This window comes from Comamonadaceae bacterium OTU4NAUVB1 (assembly GCA_024372625.1).
Lineage (GTDB): Bacteria > Pseudomonadota > Gammaproteobacteria > Burkholderiales > Burkholderiaceae_C > Variovorax.
The window spans coordinates 3,187,185-3,210,186 of the sequence record CP099605.1 but is presented as its reverse complement, the minus strand read 5'-3'; the positions used below and the strand labels follow the sequence as shown (position 1 = coordinate 3,210,186).

Below are 23,002 nucleotides of genomic sequence, written 5' to 3'. Positions count from 1 at the left end.
ACGATGCAAACCGAACTCGCCCCCGAATTCCAGGGCACGCCCGACGGCCGCGAAGCCGAGGCCATCCTGCGCAAGTGCGTGCACTGCGGCTTCTGCACCGCCACCTGCCCGACCTACCAGCTGCTGGGCGACGAGCTCGACGGCCCGCGCGGTCGCATCTACCTCATGAAGCAGGTGCTCGAAGGCAAGCAGCCCACGCGCGCCACCCAGCTGCACCTCGACCGCTGCCTGACCTGCCGCAACTGCGAGACCACCTGTCCGAGCGGCGTGCAGTACGGCAACCTGGTCGACATCGGCCGCCGGATCGTCGACGAGAAGGTGCCGCGCCCGGCCGCCGAGCGGGCGACGCGCTGGCTGCTCAAGGAAGGCCTGACCTCGCCGCTGTTCGCCCCGGCCATGAAGCTCGGGCAATCGGTGCGCGGGCTGCTGCCGGAGAAGCTCAAGGCGAAGGTGCCGGCGCGCCAGGACGCCGGGCGCTGGCCGACGGCCACGCACGCGCGCAAGGTGCTGATGCTCGCGGGCTGCGTGCAGCCGTCGATGATGCCCAACATCAACGGCGCCACCGCGCGCGTGCTCGACGCCGCCGGCATCCAGGCCGTGATCGCGCCCGAGGCCGGCTGCTGCGGCGCGGTGAAGTTCCACCTCAACGACCACGAAGGCGGCCGGGCCCACATGCGCGCCAACATCGACGCCTGGTGGCCGTACGTGGACCGTGGCGAGGTCGAGGCGATCGTCATGAACGCTTCGGGCTGCGGCGTCACGGTGCGCGACTACGGCCACATCCTCAAGGACGACGCGGCCTACGCGGCCAAGGCCAAGCGCATCGGCGAACTCACGCGCGACCTGAGCGAGCTGCTGCCCGAGCTCGTGCCGGCGCTCAAGGCGCGCGTGCGCGCGCCCGAGGGCGTCGTCGCCTACCACCCGCCCTGCACGCTGCAGCACGGCCAGAAGCTGCGCGGCGGCGTCGAGGTGAACCTGCGCGCGCTGGGTTTCGACGTGCAGGTCGCCCGGAGCGAGGCGCACCTGTGCTGCGGCTCGGCCGGCACGTACTCGGTGCTGCAGCCCGAGCTCGCCTACCCGCTGCGCGACCGCAAGCTCGGGCACCTGAACCAGCTCCAGCCGGCCACCATCGCCTCGGCCAACATCGGCTGCATCACGCACCTGCAGAGCGGCAGCGCGGTGCCGGTGCGCCACTGGGTGGAGGTGCTGGACGCGGCGCTGGCGCCGGCATGAGCCGGCACGCGCCCGGGCACCCCGGCGCCTAGGCGCCCGGGGGCGGCACCGCCAGCGCCGCCTGGATGTCGGCGGTCAGCGAGGCCGGCTTGTCCAGCGGCGCGTAGCGCCGGATCACCCGGCCGTCGCGCCCGACCAGGAACTTCGTGAAGTTCCACTTGATGGCCTCGGTGCCCAGCACGCCCGGCTTCTCGTGCGTCAGCCAGCGGTAGAGCGGGCTCGCGCGCTCGCCGTTGACATCGATCTTGCGCATCATCCGGAAGCTCACGCCGTGGTGGGTCCGGCAGAAGGCACCGATCTCGGCGTCGCTGCCCGGGTCCTGGGCCCCGAACTGGTTCGACGGGAAACCCAGCACCACCAGCCCCTGCCCGGCATGAGCGCGGTGCAGCGCCTCCAGGCCGTCGAACTGGGGCGTGAAGCCGCAGCGGCTGGCCGTGTTGACAATCAGCAGCACCCGGCCGCGGAACGCATCGAACGCCACCCGCCCGCCGTCGATGTCGTCGGCCTCGAAGTCGTAGATCGTCTCCATGCGCCGGCTCAGTGGTGCTTGTCGCTGCGCGCGATGGCCAGCAGGTGCTCGACCTCCTCCGGGTAGCGCCTGAGGTTGTTCTGATGCCAGCGACGGATCAGCCACATGAAGCCCGCGACCACGATGCCGAAGGCGGTGATGGCCGTGTAGGCCGACAGTCCCAGGCCCGTGCAGGCGGTGTAGAACGCGCCCAGCACCAGGATGCAGGCCTGCTCGTTGAAGTTCTGCACCGCGATCGACCGGCCCGCGCCCATCAGGTTGTGGCCGCGGTGCTGCAGCAGGGCGTTCATCGGCACCACCAGGAAACCGCCGAACCCACCCAGCAGGATCAGGAACGGCACCGCCACCCAGATGTTGCCGATGAAGTTCATGCCGATCACCAGGAGTCCCATGCCGATGCCCAGCGGGATCACGCGGGTGGCCATGTCCAGGCGCATGCGCATCGACGCGACGATGGCGCCCACGGCAGTGCCGATGGCCACCACGCCGGTCAGCGACGAAGCCTGCGCCGTGTTGTAGCCCAGCGCGAGCGAGGCCCAGGCCAGCACGATGTACTTGAGGTTGCCGCCCGCGCCCCAGAAGAGCGTGGTGGTCGCCAGCGAGATCTGGCCGAGCTTGTCGCGCCACAGGCGCATGTTGCACTGCCAGAAGTCCGGCAGCAGGGCGGCGACGTTGCGCGCCATGCCGTGCTGCGGGTTGGCGCGCACCGGGCGCATCTCGACGCCGGTGTGCGGGATGCGCGTGTTGAACCAGGCCGCCAGCGCGTAGATGAAGATCAGCATCGAGATCGCCGCCTCGGGCGGCGTGTCGATGGCGGTGTCGAGGACCGGAAAGTCCAGCGCCAGCAGGTGGCTCGACACCATGTGCCCCACGAGCTGGCCGCCCAGCACGATGCCCAGGATGATCGAGGCGATGGTGAGGCCCTCGATCCAGCCGTTGGCCTTGACCAGCTGCGACGAGGGCAGCAGCTCGGTGAGGATGCCGTACTTGGCCGGCGAGTACGCCGCGGCCCCGAGCCCGACCACCGCGTAGGCCAGCAGGGGGTGCGAGCCGAACAGCATCATCAGGCAGCCCGCCACCTTGATGGCGTTGCTGGCGAACATGACCTTGCCCTTGGGAAAGGCGTCGGCGAAGGCTCCCACCAGCGGCGCCAGCGCGACATAGAAGAGCGTGAAGATGGGCACCAGCGCGGCGCGTTGCCACTCGGGCGCGCCCGAGGTTCGCATCAGTTCGACGGCAGCCACGAAGAGCGCGTTGTCGGCCAGCGACGAGAAGAACTGGGCCGACATGATGGTGTAGAAACCGCGCTTCATCGATGGGCTGGCTGGCCAGTGGACTGGCGTGTGGGGCGGGGAAAAAAGGCGTCTTAAGTAAAAAGAACGCACGTTCGTGAGCGCGGTTATAGCATGGGGTGAAATGCCAAAATCTGGCGCAAAACCCCAGGTTTCCTGCGCCTTGCGTGCAGGAATTCACGGGTCTCGCCATCTCCGTGAAAAGGTCGTCCGCCCGTGCCCCGTCCCATCCTCGCCACCGTTCATCGCGATGCCTTGCGCCACAACCTCGCGTGCGTGCGCCGTTTCGCGCTCGACGCGCGCGTGTGGGCGGTGGTCAAGGCCGACGCTTACGGCCACGGCATCGAGCGCGCGTTCGACGGCCTGCGGGCCGCCGACGGCTTCGCGCTGCTCGACCTGGGCGAGGCCGAGCGCGTGCGCGCTCTGGGCTGGCGCGGGCCGGTGCTGCTGCTCGAGGGCGTCTTCGAACCGCGCGACCTCGAACTCTGCTCGCGCCTGGGCCTGTGGCACACGGTGCACTCCGACGCGCAGATCGACATGCTGGCCGCGCACAAGACGCAGGTGCCGCACCGGGTGTTCCTGAAGATGAATTCCGGCATGAACCGCCTGGGCTTCGCGCCCGAGCGCTACCGCGCCGCCTGGACACGCCTGAACGCCCTGCCCCAGGTCGACGAGATCTCGCTGATGACGCACTTCAGCGACGCCGACGGCGAGCGTGGCATCGATGCGGCGCTGTCCACCTTCGAGCGGGTCACGCAGGACCTGCCGGGCGAACGCTCGCTGGCCAACAGCGCCGCCGTGCTGCGCCATGCCGAGCGCACGCGCGCCGACTGGGTGCGCCCGGGCATCGTGCTCTACGGCAGCGCGCCCGACCATCCCGAGCACGACGCCGCCCACTGGCGGCTGCGCCCCGGCATGACGCTCGCGACGAGGCTCATCGGCGTGCAGTCGCTCGCGCCCGGCGCGACGGTCGGCTACGGGTCGAACTTCGTCGCCGACGCGGCGATGACCCTCGGCGTCGCCGCGATCGGCTACGCGGACGGCTACCCGCGTCACGCGCCCACCGGGACGCCGGTGCTGGTCGACGGCGTGCGCACGCGGGTGGTCGGGCGCGTGAGCATGGACATGGTGACGATCGACCTCGAACCCGTGCTGCGCGCGCGCGGCGGCGCCGGCGCGGCGCGGGCGCCGGGCATCGGCAGCGAGGTCACGCTGTGGGGCCGTGCCGCCGACGGCACCGTGCTGTGCATCGACGAGGTGGCGCGGGCGGCCGGCACGGTCGGTTACGAACTGATGTGCGCGGTGGCGCCGCGCGTGCCGGTGGCCGTGGACGACTGAGCGCGCGCGCCGGCGGCGCGGCCGGGACGTCGCCCGGCGTCGGCCCGCGGGCCCGGTCAGTACAGCCCGCGCTGCCGGGCCTGCAGCCGGGCGAGCCCGAACAGCGCGTCGGTGAACGGCGTCGCGACGTCCGTGAGCCGGCCGAGTTCGCGCACCGCGCCCACCAGCGCGTCGAGTTCGACCGCGCGGCCGGCCTCCACGTCCTGCAGCATCGAGGTCTTGAAGGCACCGAGCCGGCGCGTCACGGCGTGGCGGTCCTCCGGGCTGTCGGCGATCGGCAGACCGATGCGCGCGCCGATCTCGCGCGCCTCCCGCATCACCGCGGAGATGAAGCCGCGCACCAGCGCGTCGTCCATGATGAGGTCGGTGGTGGCGCCGGTGAGGGCGCTGACCGGGTTGACGGTCATGTTGCCCCAGAGCTTGAACCAGACGTCCTTCTGGATCTGCGGGGAGACGCGTGCCTCGATGCCGCCGCGCGCCAGCAGCGCCGCGAGGTCGCGCACGCGCGGCGTCGCCTCGCCCGAAGGTTCGCCCAGCAGCAGGCCGTTGCCGAAGTGGTGTCGCACCACGCCCGGCGCGTCGAGCGAGCAGCTCGCGTGCACCACGCCGCCGACCACGTGGCGCGCGGGGATCGCCGCCGCGATGGCGCCGTCGGGGTCGACCGCCGCCAGCCGCGTGCCGGCCAGCGCGCCGCCGAAGCCGCCGTCGAGGAACCACCAGGGCACGCCGTTCATGGCCGTCAACACCACGGTGTCGGTGCCCAGCAGCGGCGCGATGCGCTCGGCCACGCCCGCGAGCGCCGGGGCCTTCACCGCGACCACGACCAGGTCCTGCACGCCGAGCGCGGCCGGATCGTCCACCGCCTCGACGGCGAAACGCTCGCGCGTCCCGTCCTCGTCCGTGCCGCCGGGCGCGCCGCGCACCAGCGAGAGCCCTTCGTGGCGCAGCGCCCCGAGCGTCGCCCCGCGCGCGACCACGCTCGGCGTCACGCCCGCGCGCGCCAGCGCCGCGCCGATCCAGCCGCCGATGGCGCCGGCGCCGTAGATGCAGGCCTTCATGCGCGCGCCCCGGTCACGCCTCGGCGGTGAAGCCGACCTTCTTCACGATCGGGCCCCACTTGGCCGTGTCCTTCTTCAGCAGCGCCATGAGCTCCTCGGGCGAGGACGACATCGCCTCCAGGCCGAAGGTGCCCAGGCCGTCGATCACGTCCTTCGAGGCCAGCGCGGCGCGCATCGACGCGTTCAGGCGCGCGACCAGTTCGGGCGATGCCTTGGCCGGCAGGAAGAAGGCGAACCACTCGCTGTGCGCCATGTCGGGGATGCCCTGCTCGCCGAAGGTCGGCACGTCCGGCGCGAAGCGGCTGCGCTTCTCGCCCGAGACGCCCAGGATGCGCACCTTGCCGCTGGCCAGGTGCTGGGTGATGTCGCCCACGGGCCCGGAGACGGCCGAGACGTTGCCCCCCAGCAGGTCGAGCATGGCCGGCTGCGTGCCGCGGTAGGCCGCGTGCTTGAGTTCGACGCCGGCGCCCTTGCCCAGCAGCGCGCCGATGAAGTGCGGCGTCGAGCCCGCGGCCGGCGAGCCGAAGTTGGCGCCCGTCGGGTTCGCCTTGGCCCAGGCCAGGAAGTCCGGCACGGTCTTCACGCTCGCGGGCACCGACGGTCCGACCGCGAAGCCGAAGTCGAACGAGCAGCCCAGCGAGACCGGCGTCAGGTCGGTGGCGAAGTCGTAGGGCAGCTTCTTGTAGATGTGCGGATAGATCGTGAGCATCGAGGTCGGCGTCTGCAGGATCGCCGTGCCGTCGGCCGGGCGGCCCTTGACGTAGCCGATGGCGATCTGGCCGCCGGCGCCGGTGCGGTTCTCCACCACGACCGTCTTGGCGAAGTCGGGCGCCAGCTTGAGGGCGATGCGCCGGCAGATGTTGTCGGAGGTGCCGCCGGCGGCGAAGCCGGTGATGATGGAGGCGGTCTCGATGTGCGCGTTCGGCGTCTGGGCGAACGCCGTCCGGCCGATGCCGGCGAGCAGGGCGGCGGCGCCACCGGCCCCGGTGGTCTGCAGCAGTTGGCGGCGGGTGAAGGTCATGGGGGGGTGTCTCCGTCGGGATGGTTGGAATCGGTGGATGGCACGGATTTTCCGGCAAGCCGCGTGGGGCCGCCCCCACGTTTACGCCACGTCTGCCTTGCTGCGGCGGCATACCCCGGCGCGACCCGGCGCCGGTCTTCGTGCCTCCCTACACTCCCCCGATGGCCAAGGAAAAAACCAACTACGTCTGCAGCACCTGCGGCGGCACGAGCGCGAAATGGCTGGGCAAGTGCCCGCATTGCGGCGCCTGGAACACCCTCGTCGAGCAGGTGGCCCAGGCCGCCGGGGGCGGGCCGGCCAACAACCGCTTCAGCGCGCCGTTCGCGGCGCTGGCCGGCACCAGCGAGATCGCGGTGCTCTCGGAGATCCAGGCCAGCGACGTCGACCGCACGCCCACGGGCATCGACGAACTCGACCGCGTGCTCGGCGGCGGCATCGTGCCCGGGGGCGTGACGCTCATCGGCGGCGACCCGGGCATCGGCAAGTCCACGCTGCTGCTGCAGGCGGTCGACGCGCTGCAGCGCGCCGGACAGAACGCCCTCTACGTCACCGGCGAGGAGAGCGGCGCGCAGGTCGCATTGCGCTCGCGGCGGCTCGGGCTGGAGCACTCGCAGGTCCAGGTGCTGCCGGAGATCCAGCTGGAGAAGATCATCGCCACGCTGGACGCCAACCGCCCGGCCATCGCGGTGATCGACTCGATCCAGACCGTCTACTCCGACCAGCTCACCTCCGCGCCCGGCTCGGTGGCGCAGGTGCGCGAGTGCGCGGCGCACCTCACGCGCTTCGCGAAGGCCAGCGGCACGGCGATCGTGCTGGTGGGCCACGTGACCAAGGAGGGCGCCCTGGCCGGCCCGCGCGTGCTGGAGCACATGGTCGACACGGTGCTGTACTTCGAGGGCGACACGCACTCGAGCTTCCGCCTCGTGCGCGCCATCAAGAACCGCTTCGGCGCGGTCAACGAGATCGGCGTCTTCGCCATGACCGAACGCGGCCTGAAGGGCGTGGCCAACCCGAGCGCGATCTTCCTGAGCCAGCACGCCGAGCCGGTGCCCGGCAGCGTCGTGCTGGTCACGCTGGAGGGCACGCGGCCGATGCTGGTGGAGGTCCAGGCGCTGGTCGACAGCGGCGGGCCGAGCCCTCGGCGCCTGTCGGTGGGCCTGGACCGCGACCGCCTGGCGATGCTGCTGGCCGTGCTGCACCGCCACGCCGGCATCGCGTGCATGGACCAGGACGTGTTCGTCAACGCGGTGGGCGGCGTGCGCATCACCGAGCCGGCGGCCGATCTGGCGGTGATGCTGTCGATCACGTCGAGCCTGCGCGGCAAGCCGCTGCCCAAGGGCTTCATCGCCTTCGGCGAGGTCGGCCTGGCCGGCGAGGTGCGGCCCGCGCCGCGCGGCCAGGAGCGGCTGAAGGAGGCCGCCAAGCTCGGCTTCAGCGTCGCCGTGGTGCCCAAGGCGAACGCGCCGAAGAAGCCGGTCGAGGGGCTGGAGATCCATGCCGTCGAGCGCGTGGAGGAGGCGATGGAGGTGGTGCGGCGGCTGCAGTCCTGAGCCTCGGCATGTGGTCATCCCTCATCGGCGCGCGCCATGGCGCACCGACAATGCGCGCCATGAATCTTCAGAAAGTCTTCGTTCCGGTCGTGGGTCTGGTCGTGCTCGGCTTCGCCTGGCGCCAGTACGGCTGGCCCGGCGTGGCGGTGGTCGCCGGCGGCATCGTGATGTTCCTGCTGCTGCATTTCACGCGCACGATGACCGTGCTCAAGCGCGCCTCGAGCCGGCCGATCGGCTACGTCGCCAGCGCCGTGATGCTCAACGCCAAGCTCAAGCCGGGCATGACCCTGCTGCACGTGGTGGCGATGACGCGCTCGCTCGGCGAACTGCGCTCGCCCCCGGACACGCAGCCCGAGACCTACCGCTGGAAGGACGGCGGCGAGTCGCATGTCGACGGCGTGTTCGCAGGCGGCAAGCTGCGCGAGTGGACGCTGGTGCGGCCCGGGACGACCGACTGACACGCGCCCACCGGCCGGTCGCTGCACCGGCCCGGACGGCTCAGAACGGCGCGTCTTCCGCTTCGGTCGCCGCGTCCGTCGGTGCCGCCGGGCCGGTCGCCGCGGCCTTGGCCGGAGCGCCGATCGTGTCGTTCGCATCCTTCGCCACCGACGGCAGGTCGGCCGCCGACAGGCCCAGCGCCGCCTCGCCGCCGAGCGCCTCCAGCAGCTCCGGCACCAGCTGGCCGAGCTCGCCGGTGGCGATGGCCGCGTCGGCGTCGAAGTTGTCCTCCTTCTTGCCGTCCGCCGCGCGGTCGGTGCTCTCCAGGAAGGCGATCTTGCGGATCTGCATGCCCTCGGTCAGCTCGAAGGACACGCGGTCGTCCCAGGTCATGGCCAGGCGCGTGGGCCGCTTGCCGGCGGCGATGTGCTGGCGCACCTCCTCGATGTCCAGGGCGTGCTTGGCATAGCGCACGACCGACTTCGACTCGTCCGTGGCGCGCAGCTCGCACTCGCGGTCGATGGTGAAACCCGCCGGCGGCTCCTGCGTCGAGAGCCAGTTCGCCATCGCGGCGGCCGGTTCGACCAGCGTGTTGATCTGCGTCACCGCGAAGCCCTCGAACGCCTTGACCAGGCTGGTCACGACCTCGTCGGCGCGCGCCGCGTTGGCGACGTTGACGACCAGCCGGCGCTCGGCGGGGTCGATCCAGACCGCGATGCGCGCGTGGCGCGTGAAGGCCATCGGCAGCAGCTCGTGGGTGATGTCCTCCTTGAGCTCCTTCTTCTCCTTCTTGCCGGGCTTGCGGCCGGTGGTGGCCTCGATCTGCGCGCAGCGCTCGTCGACCTTGCGGCGCACCACCGAGCCCGGCAGGGTCTTGGACTCGACCATGAACTCCAGGATCCACTGGCCGCCCACCGACTCGATCAGCAGGCCGTGCTCGTCGCCGCGCGGGCCGACCCAGCCGGCGGACTTCTCCTGCGACGGCGTGCAGGGCACGAAGCGCTGGGCCGCGAGCGCCTCCTCGGCTTCCGAGAGCGACTGCGACCAGGGCGCCTCGATGCGATAGACGATGACGTTCTTGAATACGGACACGGGATGCAACCTTTATCTGGCGATGAACGAAACGGGTCATTGTCGTCGCGCCCGTGCGGCCCGTCGCCAGCGCGTCGGCGCACGCCCGCCGTAAAATCGCGGGCTTTGCGACGCCCCGTCGCCCTCCCCCCAAAGGACAAGAAATGAGCGTGCTCCCCCCCTCGCTGGACGACCGCGACGGCAAGATCTGGATGGATGGCCAACTCGTGGAGTGGCGCGACGCCAAGATCCATGTCCTCAGCCACACGCTGCACTACGGCTGCGGCGCCTTCGAGGGCGTGCGGGCCTACAAGACGGTCGACGGCACCGCCATCTTCCGCCTGGAGGAGCACACCGAGCGCCTGTTCAACAGCGCCAAGATCCTGCGCATGAAGCTGCCCTTCACGCGCGAGGAACTGATGGAGGCGCAGAAGCAGGTCGTGCGCGAGAACCACCTGGAGAGCTGCTACCTGCGCCCACTGGTGTGGATCGGCTCCGAGAAGCTGGGCGTCAGCCCGCGCGGCAACACCATCCACGCGATGGTCGCGGCCTGGGCCTGGGGCGCCTACCTCGGCGAGGAAGGCCTGAAGCGCGGCATCCGCGTGAAGACCTCCAGCTACACGCGCCACCACGTCAACATCACGATGACGCAGGCCAAGGCCGTGAGCAACTACAGCAACTCGATCCTGGCCAACATGGAAGCGCTGGACGACGGCTACGACGAGGCGCTGCTGCTCGACGCCAGCGGGTTCGTCTCCGAGGGCGCGGGCGAGAACGTCTTCATCGTCAAGGGCGACACCATCTACACGCCCGACCTGTCGGCCGGCGCCCTCAACGGCATCACGCGCAACACCATCCTGCACATCGCCAAGGACCTCGGCATCGAGGTGGTGCAGAAACGAATCACGCGCGACGAGGTCTACATCGCCGACGAAGCCTTCTTCACCGGCACCGCCGCCGAGGTCACGCCGATCCGCGAACTCGACCGCGTGGAGATCGGCAACCGCGGCGACGGCGGCTCGCGCGGACCGGTGACCGAGAAGGTGCAGAGCGCCTTCTTCGACATCGTCAACGGCAGGAATCCCAAGTACGCCCACTGGCTCGCGAAGGTCTGAACATCATGAGCAACCTCCCCCCTATCTCGGCGGCCAGCGCCAGCAACGCCAAGCCCGTCGCCGTCGTCGAGGTGCGCGCCAGCGACCTCAACCACCAGGGTCTCGTCTTCTGCCCGAGCCCCCTGGCCGACATGAAGCTCTGGAACACGCATCCCAAGGTCTACCTCGACATCGCCCGCACGGGCGAGGCACGCTGCTCCTACTGCGGCACCGTCTATCGCCTGAAGGCCGGCGAGTCCTTCGGCCACGGTCATTGAAGTCGGCGCACCAATCGCGCGCACCCTTCGCCGTCCTCTTCTGCGAGATCCGGTGCGCGTGATGCATTTCGTCACCGGAGGCTTCTCCGGTGCCAACCAAGTGGCGGTCGACCTCTGCCGCGCCGCCCGTCGCGCTCAGGCCATGGACACGGTGCTGGTCCTGCGGCGCAAGCCGAGCACCGATCCGGACCGGGTGGCCGCGCTGCGCGACGAAGGGCTCGACGTGCGCGTCGTCCCGGGCTGGTCGCACGCGGCCACCATCTGGACGCTGCGCAGCCTGGCCCGCGCTTGGCGGCCGGACATCCTCGTCGCGCATGGCTTCAGCGAGCATCTGTGGGGACGCTACGCGGGCCTGCTGGCCGGCGTGCCGCACCTGGTGCATGTCGAGCACAACTCGCGCGAGCGCTACACCCGCTGGCGGCTCGCTCAGGCGCTGTGGCTCGCCCGCCGCTCGGCAGCGACGGTCGGGGTCTCACTGGGAGTGCGGGACCACCTGCTGGAGCTCGGCTTTCCGGCGGAGCGCTGCATCGCCATTCCCAACGGCGTCGACCTGGCGCGCATTCACGCCGTACCGGCACTGCCGTGGCAGGCACGTGAGAACGCCATCCTCATGGCCTCCCGCTTCGGCCGCCAGAAAGACCACGCGACCCTGGTGCGCGCGCTGGCGCTGCTGGGGTCCGGAGGCCTCGCGCCGCCCCTGGCGTTGGCCGGCGGCGGCAAGCAGCGCCAGCGCAAGGCGATGCAGGGGTTGGTCCACCAGCTCGGTCTGGATGCGCAGGTGCGCTTCCTGGGCCAGGTGGCCGACATGCCCGCGCTGCTGGCGCAGCATCGCATCTTCGTGCTCGCCACCCATTACGAGGGCATGCCGCTCGCGTTGCTAGAGGCCATGGCTGCCGGCTGCGCCTGTATCGGCAGCGACGTGGTGGGCGTGCGCGAGGTGATCGCCCATGGCCGCACCGGCCTGCTGGTGCCCGAGGGCGACGTCCAGGCGTTGGCCGAGGCGCTCGAAACCCTGCTCACGCAACCCGGCCATGCCGAGGCCCTGGGTCGCGCGGCCCGCAAGCAGGCGGAACTCGAATTCGACGTCTCGCGAATGCACGCGCGCTACGAGACCCTGCTGCGCGGCGTGCATGCCGGGCTGCCGCCAGCGACGTCGTAGCCGCGTCCCGCCGCCGCGCCTGCAACCGGCACGTGGCGAACCGGTGCATGGGCAGGCGATACCATTGCCGTTTTCTGCTCGCCTCGGGCCAATCGATGAGTCATTTCCTTTCCCCGACGAAGCACATTCCGGGCCTTCGATCCGTGAGCACGGGGGCCGCCTTCCTGCTGCCGGGCGTGGCGTTGGTCCTGCAGTCCGGCTACTCCTACGGTGCGGCGCTGCTTTTTATCGCGGCGATCGCCTCGGTGCACAAGTGGATCAGGTCCCCCCACGACCGTGTCACCTGGCTGATGTTCGCGTCCATGCTCGCGATGGCCGTGCTCTGGATGTCGATCGCCGACCCCTCGGAGCGCGCCGGCCAATGGGACCGGCCCGCCAAGTTCGTGGCGGGCGCGATCTGCCTCCTGTTCGCCACCGTCCATCCGCCGCGCCCCAGATTGTTCTACTGGGGACTGGTCGCGGGCTGCCTGGGCGCTGGCGCCGTGGCCCTGTGGCAGGTGCACGTCGAGGGCGCGCCGCGGGCCTCGGGTTTCCCGACCAAGCACACCAACGCCATCCAGTGGGGCAACCTCGCGCTGCTCATGGCGGTGATGCTGCTGGTGCAGGCCCTCTGCATGCGCAAGCGCCTCGACGGGCGGGGCAAGCTGCTGGCGGGGGTCGCGGTGCTGGCGGGCCTGCACGGCTCCGTCCTGTCGCAGTCCCGGGGCGGCTGGCTAGCACTGCTGCTGGCCATTCCGGTTGGGCTGCTGCTGCTCTACCGGATCGACCGGCGGGCGGTCCTCAAGGCCATGGCCGGCCTGGCCGCGCTGATCGCGCTGGTCGGTGTGATGAACTACCAGGTGGTGGCCCAGCGCTTTCACATCATGGAGCAGGAAGTGCAGACCTACGACACCGCGCGCGACGCGAGCAGTTCAGTCGGGCAGCGCATGGAGCACTGGCGCTTCGCCGTCGACATGATCAAGGAGAAGCCGCTGCTGGGCTGGGGATTCGCGCCGTACATGGAACAGAAGGCCGAACGCGCCGCCGCGGGCAAATACCACCCGGCCATCGTCGAGTACAAGTTCGTCCACAACGAGGTGCTGGACGTGCTCGTCAAGCGCGGCGTGATCGGGCTGCTCGCGCTCCTGTCCTTCTATGCGATTCCGGTCTTCATGTTCTGGCCGACACGCGGGCGCCTGGCCCGGCATGCCGACACCGCCAAGCGCGACCAGATCCTGGCCCTGCGCCTGAGCGGCCTGGCCATCCCGGTGCTCTACATCGGCTTCGGCCTGACGCAGGTCTTCTTCGCGCACAACAGCGGCATCATGTTCTACCTGTTCGCGGTGATCGTGAACTGGTCGGCGCTCGTCGGCGTCGAGCGTGACGACGGGCGTGGGTGGCCGGCCGAACGGCCCGTGCCCCCATGACGGCACCGGAGGCCCGCGCCGTCGCGAGGACGCCGTGGGTCAGCATCCTGATTCCGGTGTACGACGTGGCCTGCTACCTGGAGGAATGCATTGATTCCGTGATGCGACAAGCTGGCGAGGGCGTCGAGGTCATCGCCCTGGACGATCGTTCCACCGACGCATCGCATGCCCTGCTGCTCGGGCTCGCGGCACGCTTCGATGGGCGCCTGCGCGTGCTGCGGCATGAACGCAACCGCGGGTTGAGCGCCGCGCGCAACACCCTGATCGATGCCGCGTCGGGCGACTACCTCTGGTTCCTCGACGCCGACGACAAGCTGCTGCCCGGGGCGCTCGCCGAACTGTGCGACATCGTCGAGCGCCATGCCCCGGACCTCGTCCTGTGCGACTTCCGCGTGTGGCGCGAGCGCACCCGACTCAAGCACCGCCTGCGTGGAGAGCTGCATTGCCGGACCTTCGACGGCCCGGCGAGGCAACCCTCGCGCGATTGCTGCGCGGCACTGGCTGGCATGCTCATGACCGGCCAGTTGCATGCGTGGTCGAAGATCGGCCGGCGCACGCTCTGGGCCGACGATCTGCGTTTTCCGCCGGGGCGCTTTTTCGAGGACATGGCCACCATGCCCCTGCTGGCGCTTCGCGCGGACAGTTTCTACTACCAGCCCCGCCCGTGGGTGGCTTACCGCCAGCGTGGTGACAGCATCCTGGGCACCATGACCCTGCGGAAGTGCCTGGACCAGTCGCGTGCCCTGGACGGCCTGGCCCGGGCGCTCGCGTCTGGCGATGGCGTCTGCCGTGACGATGCACGTGTTCGCCTGGCCATGGCCCACCAGAGCGCGCGCAATCTGATCGGCGCCATGCGCTTCCTCCGCTCGCACGACGCTGCCGCCAGCGTCGCCGAGCGCGTCCGCCAGGATTTCCGCGAATTCTCGCCCCTGTCGCCGCGCCAGCTCGAGCGCGTCTACCTCCAGCGCGGCTGGTGGCTGCGCTGCCTTCGGTTCCATCGAGGCTTCGCCCCATGGCGGGCCTGAGCAACCCACGCCTGCGGCGCCTGCGGCATTACGGCGAACTCTGGCTGGCGGGCTGGCTGCGTCGTTATTACGCGCTGCGGCGGCGATCCCTGGAGATCGCGCCGGAGCCCGCGTTCGCGTCGCACGTGTTCGGCGATGATGCCCGCCCCAACGGGCGCGACATCCCCGCGCTCGTCTGGACCTATTGGACGGGTGCCGAGCCGCCCCTTGTGGTGCGGCGCTGCGTCGCGCGGTGGCGGCTGTTGAACCCGGGCTTCGATATCCGGGTGCTCGACGACCGGAGCGCGGCGGTTCATGGCATCGAATGGCCGCCGGCCCTCGCCGCGCAGTCGCCCACGCGGCGCGCGGACTGGCTGCGGCTCGAAGTGCTGCGGCGTCATGGCGGCATCTGGCTGGATGCCAGCATCATCCTCACGCAGCCGCTGGACTGGGTACTGGCGTTGCAACGGGCTTCACGAAGCGACTTCATTGGCTACCGGCTGGCGCTCTACACCGCCGATCCGGCCTGGCCGGTGGTCGAGAACTGGTTCATGGCAGCGCCCCCGAACAGCCCCTTCATCAACGACCTGCAGCACGAATTCACCACCGAGGTGATCCCCCGCAGCGGCGAAGGCTACGTGGGCCACCTGCAGGCGCTGGGGCTGTACGACGCGCTGGTGCAGCGCATCGACATGCCGTCGTATCTGAGCATGCACCTGGCCCTCCAGCGCATCCTGCGCGCCGGAGGACGCTATCGCCTGCACTTGGCCGAGGCCGAGGCGGGGCCGTACTTCTATCACGTGCTCGGACGGTGGCGCCGCACGCCGCTGAAGCTGCGGCTGATGTTCTCCCGCATCCGCGGCGCGTTGCCGCCGCTGGTCAAGCTGCGCAGTCCCGACCGCAAGCGGCTCGACGACTACCTGTCGCGAGGATGCTTCCTGCCCGACAGCATCGTGGGCCGCTACCTGGGGGAGTGACCAAAACCGCCCCAGTCTTCGCGCGCCTCGCCAACCCTCTCGCAGGGGCAACACCGGTGGCCCGGCAGAGCCGGTTCCAAGATGTTTCTGGCAGGGGACTTTGTCGGTTTGGGTGGGTGTGGATGGCGCCGCGTGGCGGCCTCAGATCGGACGCGGCAGCGCGATCACGAAGCTCGCGCCGCCGCCGGGGCGGTCCTCGCAGGCGACCGTGCCGCCGTGGCGCTCGACGATCGACTTGACCAGCGCCAGCCCCAGGCCGACCCCGCCCTCGCGCTCGCTGGCGCCGGGCAGGCGGTAGAAGGGCTCGAAGATGCGCTCGCGCAGGGCGGCCGGCACGCCGGGGCCGCGATCGTCGACGTGGATGCGCGCGAAGCCCCCGGCGGCGTCGAGCCGCACGGAGATGTCGCCCGCGCCGTAGCGCCGCGCGTTCTCCAGCAGATTGCGGATGGCGCGGCGCAGCAGGCGCGGCACGCCGTCCACCGTGAGCGCGGCGTTGTCGGTGCCCTCGGTCACCTCCAGTTCGGCGTCCATGCGGGCGCACTCCTCGGCGGCCAGTCCGGTCAGGTCCACCCCCTCGACCGTGCCCATGTCGGCCTCGTGGGCGTCGAGCCGGCTCGACAGCAGGATCTCGTCGATGAGCTGGTCGAGTTCGCCGATGTTGCGCGCGATCTCCTCGCGCGCGCCGGGATGGGGCCGCCCGCCGCCCATCAGTTCCAGTCCCATGCGGATGCGCGTGAGCGGCGAGCGCAGTTCGTGGGAGGCGTTGGCCAGCAGCGACTTGTGCGAGCGCACCAGGGTCTCGATGCGCGCGGCGGCGGCGTTGAAGCGGCGCGCGAGGTCGGCGACCTCGTCCTGGCCGTCCTCGGGCACGCGCGCGGCGAGGTCGCCCTCGCCCCAGCGCTGCACGCCGCGCTGCAGGGTCTCCAGGCGCTGCGTGAGGCGCCGCACGATCGGGAACAGCCCGATCGCCACGGCCAGGCCGACCAGCCCCATGAGCCAGAGGAAGCCGGTCTGCGGGCGCACCCACGGCGGCGGCCCGCCGCCACGGTCGGGGCGCGGGCCGAACTGCATCTGGAAGACCTGCCCGTCCTTGAGCGTGATGGTGAATTCCAGCGGCTCGCCCGGCCGGCTGGTGCGCAGCGACGCGCCGGTGCCGATCACGCGGTCCTGCGCGTCGCGCAGGACCACCTCGCGCGGCAGCGGCGCGGCGCGCTGCTCGTCGGCGATCTGCCAGGCCCAGCCCGCCGCCAGCGCGACCACCGCCACGCCGGCGAGCACCGCCAGCCAGATGCGCACGTACAGGTGCCGCGTGAAGAGCCCGACCACGGGCTCAATCCTGCTGCCTGGCGAAGACATAGCCCACGCCGCGCACGGTCAGGATGCGCTTGGGGTTCTTGGCATCGGCCTCGATGGCCGCGCGGATGCGGCCCATGTGGACGTCGATCGAACGGTCGAAGGCCTCCAGCTCGCGCCCGCGCACGGCCTCCATGATCTGGTCGCGCGTGAGAACGCGGCCGGCGCGCTCGGCCATCGCCACCAGCAGGTCGAACTGGTAGGAGGTGAGTTCGGCCGGCGTGCCCGCGACCGTCACGGTGCGGCTGTTGCGGTCGATCTCCAGCGAGCCGAAGCGCATCAGCAGGTTCTCGGCGGCGGCCGCGTCGGTGGCGTTGCCGCCATGCAGGCCGCCCTCGCCGCGCCGGCGCAGCACGGCGCGGATGCGCGCGAGCAGCTCGCGCGGCTCGAACGGCTTGGGCAGGTAGTCGTCGGCGCCGATCTCCAGGCCGATGATCCGGTCCATCGGATCGCCCTTGGCCGTCAGCATCAGGATCGCCACGCGCGACAGCGCCCCCGGCAGGGCGCGGATGCGGCGGCACACCTCCAGGCCGTCGATGTCGGGCAGCATGAGGTCGAGGATGACCAGGTCGGGCGAACGCTGCTGCAGCTGTTCGATGCCGCTCGCGCCGTCGGCCGCGTGCGCGAAGGCGAAGCCCGACTGCGTCAGGTACTCGCTCACCATCTGCGCGAGGCGGGCGTCGTCTTCGATCATCAGGAGTTGGGGGGTGCTCATGCGGGCCATGATGGGTCGCGGCCGGCAAGCCGGCTTGAATGCTCCGTAAAGATGGGGTAAACGGCGTGGCCGGGCGCCCGGGGCACCCCGGCACTCCGCGGACGGCTCAGGCCGGCTCGGCGATGGCGTCCATGCCGAAGAGCATGGGCCGCGATCCGGCGGCGCCGGCCCGCGCCGGGCGCGCGTCCGTCGGCGCCAGCAACGCGTCGAGCGCCTCGGCGGCGAGGCCGGGATGGGTCTCGCGCGCCCGCGCCAGGAGTTCGACGGCGAGGGCCCGCAACTGCGCGAGCGCCGCGCGCATGCGTTCGACGAAGGCCTCGTCGTCCAGGGTGTCGTTGAGGCTGCGGTTGAGTTCGGCGAACCACGGCAGCTTCGACTGGTCGAGCATCACGGCCGGGTTGCGCTTCTCGCTCACGACCGACCAGTCGCGCAGGAAATCCTGCACGGCGACGTTGAGGTGCTGGCACTGGAGCATCTCGTCCTTCACGCGGCCCAGCAGGGCGAGGTCGGTCAGGCGGTCGTGGAAGAACAGCCGCGAGAGCACGGCCCAGTAGTAGGTGTAGTCCCAGATGACCTTCACCGGCAGCACCTCGGGGTCGCCGAAGAGGCCGTACTGGTCCTGGTAGAGGGCCAGGGTGCTCTCGTAGAACGAGTGGTAGATCTGGTCGTAGAGCTGGGCGCGCGCGGCCACCGAATGGCCGGCGCGGTCGTGCGCGATCAGGTCGCAGATGTAGGTGTTGCCGATGGCGATGAAATCGCTGCCCGGCGAGTAGAAGGGATCCAGGAACAGGCCCGCCTCGCCCGTGAGCGCCCAGCGGTCGCCCGAGAACACCTGCTTGCAGCCATAGGAGAACTTGCGGAAGAAGGCGAAGTCCTGGAGGTTCTCGCGCTGGCCGTCGAGTTCGTCGAACAGGCGCGGCTGGTAGGTCGCGAGCCAGTCCATCGCCTTGTCGAACGTGTCCATGTGTTCCAGCGGGTGGTATTTCGGGTCGGCCACGATGCCCACCGAATGCGAACCCGAGGCCAGCGGGATCAGCCACACCCAGTAGCCCGCCCCGACCAGGTGGTTGGTCGAGAGCCAGCGCGCCTGCGGCTCGCAGCGCGCGCGCCATTGCGCGTCGTCGCTCCATTCGTCCAGCGTGATGCGCGCGCCGATGCGGAACCACACGGCGTTGACGTCGTGCGCGTTGGGCTCGGCCAGCCCCAGCTTGCGCTTGATGATGCCGGCGCGCCCGCAGGCGTCGACCACCCAGCGCGCCTCGATGGCGTGCGTGGCGCCGTCCTGCGTCCAGCTCAGGCGGTGCGGCGTGTGGGCGTCCCCGGCCAGGTCGAGCTGGCGGACCATCGCATGGTCGATGAACTTCACGCCGCGCCGCGCGGCTTCCTCGGCGAGGTAGTTCTCGAAGATGCCGCGGTCGATCTGGTAGCTGGGCACCGACATGTAGCGGCTCGCGCCGACCTCGGTCACGCGGTCGATGTCGCGCCGGCCTTCGCTGAAGAAGAAGCGGAAGCCGAACTTGCGCAACTGCTCGCCCTGCAGGTGCGGCTTGAGCCCCAGCACGGTGTCGAAGTAGTGCGCCCCGATCTCGACCGACGACTCGCCCACCTTGTGCGTCGCGTGCGGCACCGGGTGCGCGCGGCGCTCCAGCACCAGCACGTCGATGTCGCCGAACTGCCGCTTGAGCTGCAGGGCCAGCGTCAGGCCGGCGAGGCCGCCACCCATGACGACCACGTCGTGCGTGACGGTGTCTTCGGGGCGGGCGGGCGAGAGGGAAACGTTCGGCATGGGGTCGTCTCAGAGTCCGTGGAGTTGCAGCCGCAGCGAAAGGCGGGGCGCCAGCGGCAGCGATACCGTCGCCGGGAAGGCGCCGGTGTCCGCCAGCGCCTCGAACAGCGGTAGCGCATCGGCCATGGCGTTGCCCGCCAGCGTCCGCGCGGCGGCCGAACGCGGCGCGGCGGCCGGCGCCTCGCCGGACACGAGCGACCAGTCGAAGGCGGCCACCGTGCGCTCGGTGCGCTCGGGCGCGACCACCAGCGCCACGGCCAGCAGGCCGCGGCTGGTCGTCACCGAGGCCAGCGCGCCGACCGCCGGCATGTCGTAGCCCACCAGCAGCACCGCCTGCGCATCGGCGGCGCACTGCGCGGCGGTCTCCAGCAGCGCGGCGGCGAAGGTGGACTCGTAGGCCGCGAGCGAGTTGCTCGCCGCCATGCAGCCCGTGCCGATGGTCCAGTAGCCCACGGCGGCGTTGTGCACCGAGTTGTGGAACTTGATCGGCGAGAGCAGCGTCGGGTCGTTGGCCAGCGTCCCGCACATGTAGTCGTTGATGCCCAGGTCGCCGTGCGCCGAGGCGAACACGCACGGCAGGTCGCGCGCCTCGCGCCCGGAGGCGGCGATGGCCTGCGCCGCCACCTCCAGCGACAGCGCCACGGTGTCGGGCGCGCGGCGGCGCTCCGCCGGCGCCAGCACCTGCGGCGACGGCCGCTTGGCCGGCGGATCGACCGGCTCGCCCCGGCCGGTGAAGGCCGCGCGGGCGATGTCCCAGCCCGGCAGGGTCGGCGCCCACAGGGCCGGGCCCTCGATGTAGAGCGTGGGCGTGCGGTTCGGGGTCGCGCTCATGCCGGGATGTCCTTGCCGAAGATGAGGGAGCAGTTGTTGCCGCCGAAGCCGAACGAGTTCGACAGCGCCAGACGCACGTCGGCGCGCGCGGGTTCGAGCCGGATCTGCGGGCCGCACTCGGCGTCCAGCGCGGTGGTGTTGATGGTGCCGGGCAGGAGACCGGTCTCCAGCGCCAGCAGGCTGACCACCGCCTCGACGATGCCCGCCGCGCCCAGCGTGTGGCCGGTGAAGCCCTTGGTGGAGCTGGCGTGGGTAGTGGCGGGAAAGCGGCGCTTGACCAGCGCGCCCTCGACCTCGTCGTTCTTGGTGCTGGCCGTGCCGTGCATGTTGATGTAGCCGATGTCCGCCGGTGCCACGCCCGCGCGCGCCAGGGCGTCGTCGAGCGCGCGCTCGGCGCCCAGCCCCTGCGGGTGCGGGGTCGACATGTGGTGCGCGTCGCTCGCCTCGCCATAGCCCAGCAGCAGCAGCCGGGCGTCGGTGCCGCCGACCTCTCCTTCGTCCGCGCGTTCGAGCAGCGCGAAGCCGGCCGCCTCGCCCAGGCTGATGCCGTCGCGTTCGGCGTCGAACGGGCGGCAGGGGCGCGTGGACACCAGTTCGAGCGAGTTGAAGCCGTAGAGCACGCTGCCGCACAGCGTGTCGACGCCGCCCACCACCGCCGCGTCGATCAGCCCGAGCCGGATCAGCCGCTCGGCCGAGGCGAAGGCCTTGGCGCTCGACGAGCAGGCGGTGGAGATGGTCTCGTTGGGGCCCTCCAGGCCCAGCGCCTCCTGCACGAACAGCGACAGCGAGTGCGGCGTGTGCACGCGGGGGCGGCGCTGGTCGGCGGGGAAGGCGCCCTCGGCGTCGAGCCGGGTGTAGGCGGCCTCGGTCTCGCCGATGCTCGAGGTGGACGTGCCCAGGATCACGGCGACGCGCGCGGGACCGTGCTTCTCGCGCGCCGCGGCCACGGCGTCGCGGAAGCCGTCGGCCTCCAGGCCCAGCCAGGCCAGCCGGTTGTTGCGGCAGTCCCAGGCGGCGAGCGCCTCGGGCAGGCGCAGCGCCTCCAGGCCGTCGACCCGGCCGATCCAGGTCGGCAGCGGCGGCGGTGGGGCGTGCCCGGACGTCTCGTCGACGAAATCGTTGGCGCGCAGGCCGCTGCGCGACTGTTCGAGCGCCGCGAGCAGCGACGCCTTGCCGATGCCGACGGCCGACGTGGCGGTGTAGGCGCTGATCCGTAGGGGGGTGATTCGGTTGGGCACGGTGTGTGAGGACGGGTGGCGGACGTGGAAAGTTCCGCAGCCTACAGCAGGGGCAATGGACCTGGCGCGCTGGCGGGCGCCCTCAGGACCCGCGCCCGCCGCGCCCGCCGCGCCCGGAGCGCGCGGCCAGCGCCACCAGCACCAGCACCGGCAGTCCCAGCGCGGCGGTGCCGACGAAGAACGGCACGTAGCCGTAGGCGTCGACGAAGCGGCCCGAATAGCCGGCGATGAACTTGGGCAGCAGCAGCATCAGCGAGCTGAACAGGGCGTACTGGGTGGCCGAGTAGGTGACGTTGGTCAGGCTGGAGAGGTAGGCGATGAAGGCCGCCGAGGCGATGCCGCCGGCGAGGTTGTCGGCCGACACCACCATCACCAGCATCGTCACGTCGTGTCCGCGCGTGGCCAGCAGCGCGAACAGCAGGTTGCTCGCCGCGCTGAGCACCGCGCCCAGCATCAGCACGCGCATCACGCCCAGGCGCATCGACAGCACCCCGCCCACGAAGGCGCCCACCAGCGTCATGATCACGCCGAAGACCTTGCTCACCGAGGCCACCTGCTCCTTGGTGAAGCCCATGTCGACGTAGAACGGGTTGGCCATGATGCCCATCACCACGTCGCTGATGCGGTAGACGGCGATCAGCGCGAGGATCATCGCGGCCTGCCAGCCGTAGCGCCCGAAGAAGTCGGCGAAGGGCGCGACCAGCACGTCGTGCAGCCAGGCGGCGGCGTTGCGCGCGCGCGGCAGCGCGCGGCGCGCCGGCTCGGCCGACACGAGCACCGTCAGCACGCCGACGGCCATCGACGCCGCCATGGCGAGGTAGGCGGCGCGCCAGCCGGCGTTCTGGTAGCCGGTGGCACCGGCGAGTTCGGCCCAGGCGGCGATCCACAGCACCCCGGCGCCGGCCCAGATCATGGCCAGGCGGTAGCCGGTCTGGTAGGCGGCGGCCAGCGCGGCCTGCTTGCGCGTCTCGGCCGACTCGATGCGGAAGGCGTCCAGCGCGATGTCCTGCGTCGCCGAGCCGAAGGCCACCAGCACCGCGAAACCCACGATCGGCCCCAGCCCGGCGCCCGCGCCCGGATCGGTCAGCGCCATGCCGATCAGGCCCGCCACCACCATGCCCTGCGACAGCAGCAGCCAGCCGCGGCGCTGGCCCAGCAGCGTGGTCAAGGGTGGCACCGGCAGCCGGTCCACCAGCGGCGCCCAGACCCACTTGAAGCCATACGCCAGGCCGACCCAGCTCAGGTAGCCGATGGTGGTGCGGTCGATGCCGGCCTCGCGCAGGCGGAAGCTCAGCGTCCCCAGCACCAGCAGCAGCGGCAGGCCGGCGGAGAACCCCAGCGCCAGCATGCGCAGCGTGGCCGGCTCCAGGTAGACGCGCAGCGCCTCGCGCCAGGAAACCGGCGCGGCGGGCGCGGGGGAGGCGACGGGGTCGGCGGCGGCGACCGGGGAGGGGGAGGACATGGGCGGGCGTGACTGGAAAAAGGACGGGACCGGGGTGGCCGGGCGGCGCGGCGGGGGATGAAGGCTCCCGATCGGCGGCGCGCGGCGGCCGCGACGGCGTCCATTCCCGCACGAGGACGGTGGATGCGCCGGATCGCGCCGCCCTCGGACGGCTGCTTATTATTCCCGC

General features: G+C 71.1%; 21 protein-coding genes. 10 read left to right on the top strand and 11 right to left on the bottom strand.

Annotated features, from left to right (window positions below):
• The first annotated feature begins 3 nt into the window (after positions 1–3).
• Positions 4–1,233 carry a glycolate oxidase subunit GlcF gene (glcF, locus tag NF681_18525; protein ID UST54233.1) on the top strand — a complete coding sequence of 410 codons (1,230 nt, stop codon included), beginning with the start codon at positions 4–6 and terminating at the stop codon, positions 1,231–1,233.
• A 28-nt stretch (positions 1,234–1,261) separates the two neighbouring features.
• On the opposite strand, the gene NF681_18520 is transcribed toward glcF, so the two are convergent.
• Together NF681_18520 and lplT are read right to left on the bottom strand one after the other, a co-directional pair.
• Entirely contained in the window at positions 1,262–1,762 is a 501-nt protein-coding gene (locus NF681_18520; GenBank protein ID UST54232.1) for a glutathione peroxidase, read from the bottom strand.
• A gap of 8 nt (positions 1,763–1,770) precedes the next feature.
• Positions 1,771–3,075: a lysophospholipid transporter LplT gene (lplT, locus tag NF681_18515; protein ID UST54231.1), complete on the bottom strand. Its 1,305-nt coding sequence runs from the start codon at positions 3,073–3,075 to the stop codon at positions 1,771–1,773.
• A 195-nt stretch (positions 3,076–3,270) separates the two neighbouring features.
• Between lplT and alr the strand changes: the two genes are divergently transcribed.
• Positions 3,271–4,392 carry an alanine racemase gene (gene alr, locus NF681_18510; GenBank protein ID UST54230.1) on the top strand — a complete coding sequence of 374 codons (1,122 nt, stop codon included), beginning with the start codon at positions 3,271–3,273 and terminating at the stop codon, positions 4,390–4,392.
• A 56-nt stretch (positions 4,393–4,448) separates the two neighbouring features.
• Here the strand turns inward: alr and NF681_18505 are convergent, their stop codons facing one another.
• Together NF681_18505 and NF681_18500 are read right to left on the bottom strand one after the other, a co-directional pair.
• On the bottom strand, positions 4,449–5,450 hold the full coding sequence (locus NF681_18505; protein UST54229.1) for a 2-dehydropantoate 2-reductase: 1,002 nt from the start codon (positions 5,448–5,450) through the stop codon (positions 4,449–4,451).
• Positions 5,451–5,463: 13 nt separating this feature from the next.
• Positions 5,464–6,471, bottom strand: coding sequence for a Bug family tripartite tricarboxylate transporter substrate binding protein (locus tag NF681_18500; protein ID UST54228.1), 1,008 nt, complete (start codon positions 6,469–6,471; stop codon positions 5,464–5,466).
• A 161-nt stretch (positions 6,472–6,632) separates the two neighbouring features.
• Between NF681_18500 and radA the strand changes: the two genes are divergently transcribed.
• Both radA and NF681_18490 read left to right on the top strand, forming a co-directional pair.
• On the top strand, positions 6,633–8,021 hold the full coding sequence (gene radA / locus NF681_18495) for a DNA repair protein RadA (protein UST54227.1): 1,389 nt from the start codon (positions 6,633–6,635) through the stop codon (positions 8,019–8,021).
• Between the two features lie 50 nt (positions 8,022–8,071).
• The gene (locus NF681_18490) at positions 8,072–8,479 is read left to right on the top strand and encodes a glycerate kinase (GenBank protein UST55841.1); all 408 of its coding nucleotides are present in this window, start codon (positions 8,072–8,074) and stop codon (positions 8,477–8,479) included.
• 40 nt (positions 8,480–8,519) lie between these two features.
• On the opposite strand, the gene NF681_18485 is transcribed toward NF681_18490, so the two are convergent.
• Positions 8,520–9,551: a recombination-associated protein RdgC gene (locus NF681_18485; protein ID UST54226.1), complete on the bottom strand. Its 1,032-nt coding sequence runs from the start codon at positions 9,549–9,551 to the stop codon at positions 8,520–8,522.
• A 143-nt stretch (positions 9,552–9,694) separates the two neighbouring features.
• Here NF681_18485 and NF681_18480 point away from each other — a divergent pair, with 143 nt between their 5' ends.
• The 6 genes from NF681_18480 to NF681_18455 all read left to right on the top strand — a co-directional run bounded on the left by NF681_18480 (position 9,695) and on the right by NF681_18455 (position 15,448).
• A complete protein-coding gene (locus tag NF681_18480; GenBank protein UST54225.1) occupies positions 9,695–10,645 on the top strand; it encodes a branched-chain amino acid transaminase in 951 nt (316 codons plus the stop codon).
• A 5-nt stretch (positions 10,646–10,650) separates the two neighbouring features.
• Positions 10,651–10,902 carry a zinc-finger domain-containing protein gene (locus NF681_18475; protein ID UST54224.1) on the top strand — a complete coding sequence of 84 codons (252 nt, stop codon included), beginning with the start codon at positions 10,651–10,653 and terminating at the stop codon, positions 10,900–10,902.
• A 61-nt stretch (positions 10,903–10,963) separates the two neighbouring features.
• Complete coding sequence (locus NF681_18470) at positions 10,964–12,061, top strand: glycosyltransferase (GenBank protein UST54223.1); 1,098 nt, start codon at positions 10,964–10,966, stop codon at positions 12,059–12,061.
• 143 nt (positions 12,062–12,204) lie between these two features.
• Positions 12,205–13,467 (top strand): O-antigen ligase family protein, encoded by a 1,263-nt coding sequence (locus NF681_18465; GenBank protein ID UST54222.1) that lies wholly within the window; start codon positions 12,205–12,207, stop codon positions 13,465–13,467.
• Positions 13,464–14,492 (top strand): glycosyltransferase, encoded by a 1,029-nt coding sequence (locus tag NF681_18460; GenBank protein ID UST54221.1) that lies wholly within the window; start codon positions 13,464–13,466, stop codon positions 14,490–14,492. Before NF681_18465 ends, NF681_18460 begins: the two co-directional genes overlap by 4 nt.
• Positions 14,480–15,448, top strand: coding sequence for a capsular polysaccharide synthesis protein (locus NF681_18455; GenBank protein ID UST54220.1), 969 nt, complete (start codon positions 14,480–14,482; stop codon positions 15,446–15,448). The genes NF681_18460 and NF681_18455 overlap by 13 nt, the downstream gene beginning before the upstream one ends.
• A 141-nt stretch (positions 15,449–15,589) precedes the next feature.
• On the opposite strand, the gene NF681_18450 is transcribed toward NF681_18455, so the two are convergent.
• The 6 genes from NF681_18450 to NF681_18425 form a co-directional block, all read right to left on the bottom strand.
• The gene (locus NF681_18450) at positions 15,590–16,774 is read right to left on the bottom strand and encodes an ATP-binding protein (protein UST54219.1); all 1,185 of its coding nucleotides are present in this window, start codon (positions 16,772–16,774) and stop codon (positions 15,590–15,592) included.
• A gap of 4 nt (positions 16,775–16,778) precedes the next feature.
• On the bottom strand, positions 16,779–17,525 hold the full coding sequence (locus tag NF681_18445) for a response regulator transcription factor (protein ID UST54218.1): 747 nt from the start codon (positions 17,523–17,525) through the stop codon (positions 16,779–16,781).
• A 97-nt stretch (positions 17,526–17,622) separates the two neighbouring features.
• Complete coding sequence (locus NF681_18440; GenBank protein UST54217.1) at positions 17,623–19,302, bottom strand: NAD(P)/FAD-dependent oxidoreductase; 1,680 nt, start codon at positions 19,300–19,302, stop codon at positions 17,623–17,625.
• A gap of 9 nt (positions 19,303–19,311) precedes the next feature.
• Positions 19,312–20,133 (bottom strand): beta-ketoacyl synthase chain length factor, encoded by an 822-nt coding sequence (locus NF681_18435; protein UST54216.1) that lies wholly within the window; start codon positions 20,131–20,133, stop codon positions 19,312–19,314.
• Positions 20,130–21,371: a beta-ketoacyl-[acyl-carrier-protein] synthase family protein gene (locus NF681_18430; protein UST54215.1), complete on the bottom strand. Its 1,242-nt coding sequence runs from the start codon at positions 21,369–21,371 to the stop codon at positions 20,130–20,132. Before NF681_18430 ends, NF681_18435 begins: the two co-directional genes overlap by 4 nt.
• A gap of 82 nt (positions 21,372–21,453) precedes the next feature.
• Positions 21,454–22,833: an MFS transporter gene (locus tag NF681_18425; protein ID UST54214.1), complete on the bottom strand. Its 1,380-nt coding sequence runs from the start codon at positions 22,831–22,833 to the stop codon at positions 21,454–21,456.
• Positions 22,834–23,002 lie beyond the last annotated feature (169 nt).

Bases quoted from the DNA above. Each gene is read 5' to 3' on its own strand.
- glcF (UST54233.1), top strand. From the start codon at position 4: ATGCAAACCGAACTCGCCCCCGAATTCCAGGGCACGCCCGACGGCCGC.
- NF681_18520 (UST54232.1), bottom strand. From the start codon at position 1,762: ATGGAGACGATCTACGACTTCGAGGCCGACGACATCGACGGCGGGCGG.
- lplT (UST54231.1), bottom strand. From the start codon at position 3,075: ATGAAGCGCGGTTTCTACACCATCATGTCGGCCCAGTTCTTCTCGTCG.
- NF681_18505 (UST54229.1), bottom strand. From the start codon at position 5,450: ATGAAGGCCTGCATCTACGGCGCCGGCGCCATCGGCGGCTGGATCGGC.
- NF681_18500 (UST54228.1), bottom strand. From the start codon at position 6,471: ATGACCTTCACCCGCCGCCAACTGCTGCAGACCACCGGGGCCGGTGGC.
- radA (UST54227.1), top strand. From the start codon at position 6,633: ATGGCCAAGGAAAAAACCAACTACGTCTGCAGCACCTGCGGCGGCACG.
- NF681_18490 (UST55841.1), top strand. From the start codon at position 8,072: ATGCGCGCCATGAATCTTCAGAAAGTCTTCGTTCCGGTCGTGGGTCTG.
- NF681_18480 (UST54225.1), top strand. From the start codon at position 9,695: ATGAGCGTGCTCCCCCCCTCGCTGGACGACCGCGACGGCAAGATCTGG.
- NF681_18475 (UST54224.1), top strand. From the start codon at position 10,651: ATGAGCAACCTCCCCCCTATCTCGGCGGCCAGCGCCAGCAACGCCAAG.
- NF681_18470 (UST54223.1), top strand. From the start codon at position 10,964: ATGCATTTCGTCACCGGAGGCTTCTCCGGTGCCAACCAAGTGGCGGTC.
- NF681_18460 (UST54221.1), top strand. From the start codon at position 13,464: ATGACGGCACCGGAGGCCCGCGCCGTCGCGAGGACGCCGTGGGTCAGC.
- NF681_18455 (UST54220.1), top strand. From the start codon at position 14,480: ATGGCGGGCCTGAGCAACCCACGCCTGCGGCGCCTGCGGCATTACGGC.
- NF681_18445 (UST54218.1), bottom strand. From the start codon at position 17,525: ATGGCCCGCATGAGCACCCCCCAACTCCTGATGATCGAAGACGACGCC.
- NF681_18440 (UST54217.1), bottom strand. From the start codon at position 19,302: ATGCCGAACGTTTCCCTCTCGCCCGCCCGCCCCGAAGACACCGTCACG.
- NF681_18435 (UST54216.1), bottom strand. From the start codon at position 20,133: ATGAGCGCGACCCCGAACCGCACGCCCACGCTCTACATCGAGGGCCCG.
- NF681_18425 (UST54214.1), bottom strand. From the start codon at position 22,833: ATGTCCTCCCCCTCCCCGGTCGCCGCCGCCGACCCCGTCGCCTCCCCC.